This is a genomic window from Cupriavidus sp. 2TAF22, from assembly GCF_052115045.1.
Classification (GTDB): domain Bacteria; phylum Pseudomonadota; class Gammaproteobacteria; order Burkholderiales; family Burkholderiaceae; genus Cupriavidus.
On the sequence record NZ_JBFRFX010000002.1, the window covers coordinates 477,667 to 485,984 of the forward strand.

Genomic DNA, 8,318 nt, shown 5'->3' on the forward strand with positions numbered 1-8,318 from the left:
CCGGCAACGCCGCACGGCCCGCCGCCACAACTCACGCCGCCGGCCACACCGCCCCGCCACCGCGGGTGCCTGGCCGGCGTTCTTCACCTTGGGCGGATATCCCCGCCCGGTCTTTGATGGGAAACACGATCTCATGCACACAAGCAAGATTGCACTGGCCCTGAGTCTGGCAGTCGCCGCGTCGGTCGCGCAGGCACAGAGCTTTCCGACCAAGCCGATCCGCCTGATCATCCCGTTCGCCCCGGGCGGCACCACCGATATCGTGGGCCGCGGCGCGGCCGACCAGATGAGCCGCATCCTGGGCCAGCCGGTGGTGGTGGAGAACCGCGCCGGCGGGGGCGGCTCGATCGGCGCGGACGCCATCGCCAAGTCGCCGCCGGACGGCTACACCATCGGCATCTCCACCGTATCGACGATGGCGGTCAACCCGGCCTGCAATCCCAAGCTGTCCTACGACCCCATCAAGGACTTCAAGCCCATCACCAACCTGGCCAACGTGGCCAATGTGATCGCGGTCAACCCGAACTTCCCTGCCAAGGACTACAAGGAGTTCCTGGCCGCGCTCAAGGCGCACCCGGGCAAATACTCGTTCGCCACTTCGGGCACCTGCGCCTTCGGCCACATGCTGGGCGAGCAGTTCAAGGTCTCGACCAAGACCTTCATGGTCCATATCCCCTACCGCGGCGCGGGTCCCGCGCTGAACGACGTGCTGGCCGGCCAGGTGCCGATCATGGTGGACAACCTGCCCTCGTCGATGCCCTATATCAAGGCCGGCAAGCTGCGCCCGATCGTAGTGGCGTGGAACAAGCGCCTGGACTCGCTGCCCGATGTGCCTACCTTCGGCGAAATGGGACTGAAGGAGCCGAACGACCCCGCCTGGTACGGCCTGGTGGCCCCGGCCGGCACGCCTGACGACGTCATCAAGAAGCTCAACGACGCCGCCGTCAAGGCCTTGCAGGACAAGGACTTCCAGCAGCGCCTGCGCGCCGCCGGCGCCGAGCCGTCGGGCAACACGCCGGCGCAGCACGCGGCCGAGATCAAGAAGGAGTTCGACAAGATGAAGAACCTGGTGAAGGTGCAGAACATCAAGCTCGAACAGTAAGCGCAAGGCAAGCCAGGCAAGCCTGCGCCGTGGAAGGTCTTGCGCCCATTTCCGACGAAATGGGAAGGAGAGACAACACGCGACAGGCTATCCCTGCCGGCAACGCAAGGGCTTCCCGAGGGAAGCCCTTTTTCATTGCGGCGGCGCCATGCACTAGAATCCGGAATGGCCCGCAAGGCCATCCGTTCCGTCCCTGCATCCCGCCCGGCCAACCATGCATTCCATTTTCGACGCCATCCTCGCCGCGCCTTTCGGCAAGGTCGGCGTGCGCACCGAGGGTGACTTGATCCGCGAGATCGTCTACCTGCCGGACAGCATGCCCCTCATCGCGCCCGCCAGCGCCGTCGCAGAACGCCTGGCGCGGCAGCTCGAGGCCTACTACGCCGATCCCGACGCCCCTCTCGATGTGCCGCTGGCGCCGGCGGGCACCGGGTTCCAGCGCCGCGTGTGGCAGGCCATCGCCGCGGTCCCGCGCGGCAAGACCACCACCTACGGCGCGATGGCGCGGGACATCGCCAGCGTACCGCGCGCGGTCGGGCAAGCGTGCGGCTCCAATGTGTTCCCGCTGGTGATCCCGTGCCACCGCGTGGTCGGCGCCGGCGGCCTCGGCGGCTTCGCCCACCACAGCGAAGATGGCTACCTGCTCGAGACCAAGCGCTGGCTGTTGCGCCACGAAGGCGTGCTGCTGATATGAGCGGACTCCCCACCGACGACACGGACGTCGCCCGCGGCGGCGCCGCCCACGCGGGCGACGAAGCCAGCGATGACGCCATCGACGAAACCATTGACGAAGCCGCGCTGCTGGCCGACCTCGACCTGGTCGGCCGTTTCTGCGATGCGCTCTGGCTCGAGGACGGCCTCTCGCAGAACACCATCGACGCCTACCGGCGCGATCTCGCGCTGCTCTCGCGCTGGCTGCATGCCAATGCGGTGTGCGCGCTGCTCGAGGTGAACGACGAAGCCCTCAGTGGTTACATCGCCTCGCGCCACCTGGAGACGCGCGCATCGTCGGCCAACCGGCGGCTCACGGTGTTCAAGCGCTTCTTCCAGTGGGCGCTGCGCGAGCACATGATCACCGCAGACCCCTGCCTGCTGCTGCGCCCGGCCAAGCAGCCGCCGCGCTTTCCCAAGACGCTGAGCGAAGCGCAGGTGGAAGCCCTGCTCGAGGCGCCCGACACCGGCACCCCGCTCGGCCTGCGCGACCGCACCATGCTCGAGCTGATGTACGCCAGCGGCCTGCGCGTGTCCGAGCTCACGCAGATGAAGACCGTGGAGGTCGGCCTCAACGAAGGCGTGGCACGCGTGGTCGGCGGCAAGGGCAACAAGGAGCGGCTCGTGCCGTTCGGCGCGGAAGCCGGCGACTGGCTGCGCCGCTACCTCGCGCAGGGCCGCCCCGCCCTGCTCGGCGAGCGCGCCTGCGACGCGCTGTTCGTCACCCAGCGTGGCGACGGCATGACGCGCCAGACCTTCTGGCACCTGATCAAGCGCCATGCGCGCGAAGCCGGCATCCACGCCCCGCTGTCACCGCATACGCTGCGGCATGCCTTCGCCACGCACCTGCTCAATCACGGCGCCGACCTGCGCGTGGTGCAGCTGCTGCTAGGGCACGCCGACATCTCCACCACGCAGATCTACACCCATGTCGCGCGCGAGCGCCTGCGCGAGCTGCACCAGCATCACCACCCGCGCGGCTGAGCGACGAAACCGCCAGTTCACCGAATCATGAGCAAGTCCAAACACGTATCCGAAACCCCTGCCACCCAGTTCCTCAGGCAACATGGCGTGGCCTTCGGCGAGCATGCCTACGACTACGTGGAGCACGGCGGCACCGGCGAATCGGCGCGCCAGCTCGGCGTGCCGGAACACGCCGTGGTCAAGACGCTGGTCATGGAGGACGAGAAGGCGCAGCCGCTGATCGTGCTGATGCATGGCGACTGCTCGGTCTCCACCAAGAACCTGGCGCGCCAGACCGGCCGCAAGAGCGTGCAGCCATGCAAGCCGGAAGTCGCGCAGCGCCACAGCGGCTACATGGTGGGCGGGACATCGCCCTTCGGCACCCGCAAGCGCATGCCGGTGTATGTGGAAGCCGGCGTGCTGGCGCTGGAGAAGATCTATATCAACGGCGGCAGGCGCGGCTATCTGGTCAGCATCGCGCCCGGCGTGCTGACCGAGCTGGCGGGTGCGGTGGCGGTGGAATGCGCGCTGCCCGACTGAAAGCACCCGGGCGGGCCGTGCCGCAAAGACGGTGCTCCGGTATTGGGGAAGTCACGGAACTGAACCGGCGCCGACCGCGCTACAATCCGCCCAGCCTCAAATTCCCGTTTCCCACATGGCCAACCTGATTCTCGCTATTTCCGCCTACCTGATCGGCTCCATCTCCTTCGCCGTCGTGGTCAGCAAGGCCATGGGCCTGCCTGATCCGCATACCTATGGCTCCGGCAATCCCGGCGCCACCAACGTCCTGCGCAGCGGCAACAAGAAAGCCGCGGTGCTGACGCTGATCGGCGACGGGCTGAAGGGCTGGCTGGCGGTCTGGCTCGCGCAGCATTTCGGGCCGGCCTACGGCATCGGCGACACCGGCGTCGCGCTGGCGGCGGTGGCGGTCTTCCTGGGCCACCTGTTCCCGGTGTTCTTCGGCTTCGCCGGCGGCAAGGGCGTGGCGACCGCGGCCGGCATCCTGTTCGCCATCGACCCGCTGCTGGGACTGGGCACGCTGGCCACCTGGCTGATCATCGCCTTCTTCTTCCGCTATTCATCGCTGGCCGCGCTGGTGTCGGCGGTGTTCGCGCCATTCTTCTACGTGTTGATGTCGGGCATCGACGTGATCGCCGGCGCGGTCTTCGCGATCGGCGTGCTGCTGGTGGTGCGCCATCGCCAGAACATCGGCAACCTCCTGGCCGGCAAGGAAAGCCGGATCGGCGACAAGAAAAAAGCAAGCTGACGCGCCGCCTCGCCAGCCCCCATGAAAAAGCCCGCTTCGCGCGGGCTTTTTCATGGGGGCCGCGGGTCGGAGCGACCCGTTCACGGCATCTTGGCAAGGATCTTATCCATCTCGTCCGCGGAGAAGGCGCGCAGGGTCTGCGAGCGAACATTGCCGGCCGCGCCCAGGGAAAGTCCAAACGCGGTCATGGTGGCTTCGTCGGGGGCGGAAAAGGTCGCCACGAGGTCATATTTGCCGAGCGTCCAATAGATGTCTTTCATCTCGATACCGCAGGTCTTCGCCATTTCGCGAACGGCGGCGGCACGCCGGGTTGTTTCCTTTACGGTACGGATCCCCTGATCGGTGAAGTTCAGTAGGGTGACAAAAGTTGCCATGATGCGTCTCCTGATCGACTGGAACGGCACGATGCGCCGCCTGGGCGGGCAGCGCGGGCAAAGCCGTCAGGAGCAGCAATCTCTGTACCATGCGAGCCGGCGCGCGCCCCGCACGGCACCGGCGCGGCCGGACCGGCACGCAGGCCCGCCGATCCGGCCGGAAGTGTTCCAGGTCTGGTACGCCGTGCCGCGCGGCGGGGGCGCTCAGGCCGCCTGCGCCAGCGCCGCGAACGGGAAGATCATCTCGACCCGCAGGCCGCCTTCGGGCCGGTTTTCCAGCACCAGCCGGCCACCGGCCTGGCGTACCAGCCGGTCGACGATAGCCAGCCCCAGGCCCGAATGCGCGTTGCCGCCGCGCGCCGGGTCCAGCCGCACGAAGGGCAGCGTGACCTTCTCCATGGCGTCCGGCGGGATGCCGTCGCCCTCGTCCTCCACCACCATGTGCCAGCCGTCGGCCTGGCGCGAGGTGGCCAGGCGCACCGGCGGCGCGCCGTAGGAATAGGCGTTGTCGACCAGGTTGCCGACAATGCGGTCGAGCTGGGTGGCGATCATCCGGAAGCCCTCGCCCGCCGTCAGCGACAGCTCCACTGTCTTGTCCTGCTCTGCCAGCGAAGCGGCCAGTTCGCCGAGCCGGCGGTCAACCTGGACCGGACGCGCGGCCGGCTCGCCGCTCTGCGCGAAGGTGAGGAACTGCTCGACGATGGCAGACATCGATTCCACATCGCGCGTCACGCCGGCCGCCGCCTTGGGATCGGCGAGCATCTCCGCGCGCAGGCGCAGCCGCGCCAGCGGGGTCTTCAGATCGTGCGCGATACCGGCCAGCATGGTGTTGCGCTCCTGGTCGATGCGCGTCAGGTCGGCCATCATCCGGTTGAAGCGCACGATCAGCTGGCGCAGCTCGTGCGGGCCGCGCTCGCGCAGCGGCTCAACGCTGTGCTGGCGCGACAGCTGCTCGGCCGCCGCCGCCATGTCGCGCACCGGGCGCTGGATCTGCCAGGCGATCAGCAGTGCCACCGCCATGGCCACGCCGACCACCAGGATCACGCCCGGCACCAGGCGGTTGTCCGGGGGCGGGTTGAGCACCCACAGCACCGGCATGGCTATCCAGTCCTGGCGCTGCGGCAGCTTGACCCAGATGCGCGAGGTTTCCTCCTCCTCCAGCCGCACCTTGCTGCCGGCCGGGAGGCGCAGCGCGAACTGCTCGACCAGGCGCCGCGCGCGGCCCTTGGCCGCCACGGTGTGCTCCGCCGCGCTGGCTTCGCTGGCCACCTCGACCAGGCTGGGCAGCGGCGCGGGCGGCTTAGCGGCGAGCGCGCGCTGGATACTGTCGAACTGGAACAGCATCTGCTCGACCGAATAGTCCACTTGCTGCTGTCGGCGGTCCATGCGCAGGATTGCCAGCCAGGAGAAGTGGCTCAGCACCAGCACGGCGGCGATCAGCAGTGCGATGCGGCCGAACAGGGTATCGATGCGCAGTTTCATCGTGGTATGTCGTCGGCTTCGTCGGGCACGAAGGTATAGCCCCGGCCACGCACGGTCTGGATATAGCGCGGCCGCTGCGCGTCTTCGTCGAGCAGGCGGCGCAGGCGCCAGATCTGCACGTCGATGCCGCGGTCGCTGATGCCGCTCGCCGAGCCGTACATCAGCTCCACGACGCGCTCGCGCGAGAGCACTTCCAGCGGGTGCGTCAGCAGCAGCTTGAGCAGCGCGAATTCAGTGTCGCTGATCGGTACGGCCTCGCCCCCGCGCACCAGCGAGCGCTGGCGGAAATTCACGCGGAACGGCCCGAAGGTCAGTCCCTCGCGGTCCTCCGGCGCGGATGCCGGGCGCGCCAGCTTGCGGCGCAGCACGGCATTGATGCGCGCCAGCAATTCGCGCGGCGAGAACGGCTTGCCGAGGTAGTCGTCGGCGCCGATCTCGAGGCCCACGATGCGGTCGATCTCGTCGCTGCGGGCGGTCAGCAGGATCACCGGGATATCGTCGTTCTTGGCGCGCAGGTTGCGTAGCGCGGTGAGGCCGTCGACCTTGGGCATCATCAGGTCCAGCACGATCAGGGCCGGACGCTCGCGCTCCAGGCGCGCCTGCAAACCTTCGCCATCGTGCAGGACCGACACGGCAAAACCTTGCTGGCTGAGGTATTCGCGCAGCAGGTCGCGGAGTTCTGGATCGTCGTCGACGACCAGGATCTGGGTAGGCTGATTGGCTCGCATAAGCAGATGATAGCTAGGCTGGGCGCGGCAATCCGGGCGAATTGTTTCAGGGCATTACACCCGGGCCACTGGTAATGATCTGTAAGAAAGGCCGTCGGCAATGAAACATCGACGGAATCAAGGCGCATTATGCTTCGCTTATGTTTGCTGCCACCGGCGCCGCCGGAGCGCGCGGCACCGACCTGAAGCAGCCGGCACGACGTGCCGCCACGTGCCCTTAGCGGCATATGCCGATGGCATTGCGGCATACTTCTGCCTCTTCCACCCCGAATATCGAACAACGCGTTTCGTCGCGTCGCATCCCAGGAACCGGTCATGGCCAACCCCGAAGAAAATCAACAGGCTAAGCTGCCACCGTCCGGCAAGCCGGTCTCGCACCGCCGCAAACTGATCGCCGCCGCGCTGATCGTGCTGCTGGCCGGCGGCGGCTGGTACTGGTATCACCATCGCACCGCCACCAACGCCGATGCCCAGGGCGGCGCGGCCGGTCCCGGCGCGCGTGGCGCCAGCGGCCCCGGCGGACGCGGGGGTCCCGGCGGCGCCGGCGCCCAGCGCTCGCCGGTCGTGGTCAGCACCGTGGCCAGGCGTAATATGGACGTCATCCTCAACGGCCTGGGCAACGTGACGCCGGTGGCCAACGTGACCGTGCGGGCCCAGGTCTCGGGCCCGATGCTCAAGGTCCTGTTCAAGGAGGGCCAGATGGTCAAGGCCGGCGACGTGCTCGCCGAGATCGACCCGCGCCCGTTCCAGGCCACGCTGGACCAGGCCGTGGGCACGCTTGCGCGCGACCGCGCCCTGCTGGAAAACGCCCGGCTCGACCAGAAGCGCTACCGTACCCTGCTCGGCCAGGATTCCATCTCCAGCCAGCAGGTCGACACCCAGGATGCGCTGGTGCGCCAGTACGAAGGGCTGGTCAAGACCGACCAGGCCAATGTGGACAGCGCGCGCCTGCAGCTCGGCTACACCCGCGTCCTGGCCCCCGCATCCGGGCGCATCGGCCTGCGCCAGGTCGATCCGGGCAATATCGTCAGCACCAACGATACCAACGGCATCGCGCTGATCACGCAGATCCAGCCGATCGCCGTGCTCTACACGATCCCCGAAGACAACCTGCCGTCCGTACTCAAGCGCCTGCACGCCGGCGAGGACGTCGCCGTGCAGGCCTGGGACCGCCAGGCGCGCAACCTCCTGGCCGAGGGCAAGCTGCTGACCACCGACAACCAGATCGACACCACCACCGGCACGGTCAAGCTCAAGGCGATCTTCCAGAACACCGACGGCATGCTGTTCCCCAACCAGTTCGTCAACGTGCGCACGCGCGTGGACACGATGGAAGACGCCACCGTGGTGCCGGTGGCGTCCATCCAGCGCGGCCAGCAAGGCACCTTCGTCTACGTGGTGGACGACACCAGCAAGGTCAAGGTCCAGGTGGTCACCCTGGGACCCTCCGATGGCATCCGCACGGTGGTGACCAAGGGCGTGGAGCCAGGCCAGCGCGTGGTGGTGGACGGCGCCGACCGTCTCAAGGAAGGCATGACGGTGGAAGCGGTGGACCCGGCGGCGCGCGCCGCCTCGCTGGTTCCGGCCAGCCAGCCGCGCGGGCGCGGACGCCGCCGCGAAGGCGGCTGGGGCGGTGCCAGCGGTGCCAGCGGTGCCAGCGGCGCCGGCGCCTCGGGTGCACAGGGCGAAGG

Annotated in this window: 9 protein-coding genes; 6 read left to right on the forward strand and 3 right to left on the reverse strand. The window is 68.1% G+C overall.

Translation table 11 applies throughout. The annotated features are described in order from the left end of the window. Positions 1-133: 133 nt before the first annotated feature. From AB4Z48_RS04730 to plsY, 5 genes are all read left to right on the forward strand, one after another. Positions 134-1,102: a tripartite tricarboxylate transporter substrate binding protein BugE gene (locus AB4Z48_RS04730; RefSeq protein ID WP_441612711.1), complete on the forward strand. Its 969-nt coding sequence runs from the start codon at positions 134-136 to the stop codon at positions 1,100-1,102. A 214-nt stretch (positions 1,103-1,316) separates the two neighbouring features. Further along, positions 1,317-1,796 (forward strand): methylated-DNA--[protein]-cysteine S-methyltransferase, encoded by a 480-nt coding sequence (locus AB4Z48_RS04735; RefSeq protein WP_441612712.1) that lies wholly within the window; start codon positions 1,317-1,319, stop codon positions 1,794-1,796. Beyond that, entirely contained in the window at positions 1,793-2,797 is a 1,005-nt protein-coding gene (gene xerD, locus AB4Z48_RS04740) for a site-specific tyrosine recombinase XerD (RefSeq protein ID WP_441612713.1), read from the forward strand. The genes AB4Z48_RS04735 and xerD overlap by 4 nt, the downstream gene beginning before the upstream one ends. A gap of 27 nt (positions 2,798-2,824) precedes the next feature. Next, a complete protein-coding gene (locus tag AB4Z48_RS04745) occupies positions 2,825-3,316 on the forward strand; it encodes an aminoacyl-tRNA deacylase (RefSeq protein WP_441612714.1) in 492 nt (163 codons plus the stop codon). Positions 3,317-3,431: 115 nt separating this feature from the next. Then, complete coding sequence (gene plsY / locus AB4Z48_RS04750; RefSeq protein WP_441612715.1) at positions 3,432-4,043, forward strand: glycerol-3-phosphate 1-O-acyltransferase PlsY; 612 nt, start codon at positions 3,432-3,434, stop codon at positions 4,041-4,043. Positions 4,044-4,123: 80 nt separating this feature from the next. Here plsY and AB4Z48_RS04755 read toward each other — a convergent pair whose 3' ends face one another. The 3 genes from AB4Z48_RS04755 to AB4Z48_RS04765 all read right to left on the reverse strand — a co-directional run bounded on the left by AB4Z48_RS04755 (position 4,124) and on the right by AB4Z48_RS04765 (position 6,627). Beyond that, a complete protein-coding gene (locus tag AB4Z48_RS04755) occupies positions 4,124-4,417 on the reverse strand; it encodes a GYD domain-containing protein (RefSeq protein WP_441612716.1) in 294 nt (97 codons plus the stop codon). 204 nt (positions 4,418-4,621) lie between these two features. After that, a complete protein-coding gene (locus tag AB4Z48_RS04760; protein WP_441612717.1) occupies positions 4,622-5,899 on the reverse strand; it encodes an ATP-binding protein in 1,278 nt (425 codons plus the stop codon). Then, the gene (locus tag AB4Z48_RS04765; protein ID WP_441612719.1) at positions 5,896-6,627 is read right to left on the reverse strand and encodes a response regulator; all 732 of its coding nucleotides are present in this window, start codon (positions 6,625-6,627) and stop codon (positions 5,896-5,898) included. The genes AB4Z48_RS04760 and AB4Z48_RS04765 overlap by 4 nt, the downstream gene beginning before the upstream one ends. Before the next feature lie 315 nt (positions 6,628-6,942). Between AB4Z48_RS04765 and AB4Z48_RS04770 the strand changes: the two genes are divergently transcribed. Continuing rightward, on the forward strand, positions 6,943-8,318 hold a 1,376-nt coding region (locus AB4Z48_RS04770; protein ID WP_441612720.1), incomplete at its 3' end, for an MdtA/MuxA family multidrug efflux RND transporter periplasmic adaptor subunit.